The organism is Cytobacillus citreus (genome assembly GCF_018343665.1).
Classification (GTDB): domain Bacteria; phylum Bacillota; class Bacilli; order Bacillales; family Cytobacillaceae; genus Cytobacillus; species Cytobacillus citreus.
Genome location: NZ_JAGYPM010000018.1, coordinates 1 through 555, shown reverse-complemented (window position 1 = coordinate 555; position 555 = coordinate 1). Strand labels below are relative to the sequence as shown.

The following is a 555-nucleotide window of genomic DNA, read 5'->3' as shown; positions in this document are numbered from 1 at the left end:
GAGAGAATAATCTCTCATTTTTATCTTGCGGTTAAGCATGATAAAAAATTACTGAATTTCATATGCTTAATGAATAGATACTTGCTCCTGCGCCATAGCATACTCGATGATGATTAACTTCAGCTCGTCGCAAAGCTGCACGGAGTGAATCAATGATGTCTATTCATGATGTGATTGAAGTCAGTTGCTTTGTTCTTTGAAAACTAGATAATGCAATGAAGAAGAATAACCGAGTAATCGCCATTTTAGTTTTCTCTCTATATTAAATAGAGTAAAAACCAATCACGAATTAATAATTCGTGAGGGCAATGAGAAGCGAACAGGTCGAGGAATCGAGTGAGGAAGCACCGGAACGTACGTAGTGTGTACGTGAGGATGTTGACGAGCGAAGATGACGAAGAGATGTGAAGCTTATCATTGACCGAACAAGGTTAAGTTAGAAAGGGCGCACGGTGAATGCCTAGGCACTAGGAGCCGATGAAGGACGGGACTAACACCGATATGCTTCGGGGAGCTGTAAGTAAGCTTTGATCCGGAGATTTCCGAATGGGGAAA

General features: G+C 41.4%; 1 rRNA gene. It reads left to right on the top strand.

From position 1 onward, the window contains the following. Positions 1-429 precede the first annotated feature (429 nt). Positions 430-555: ribosomal RNA gene (locus tag KHA94_RS25780) — 23S ribosomal RNA — on the top strand; the annotation flags it as partial.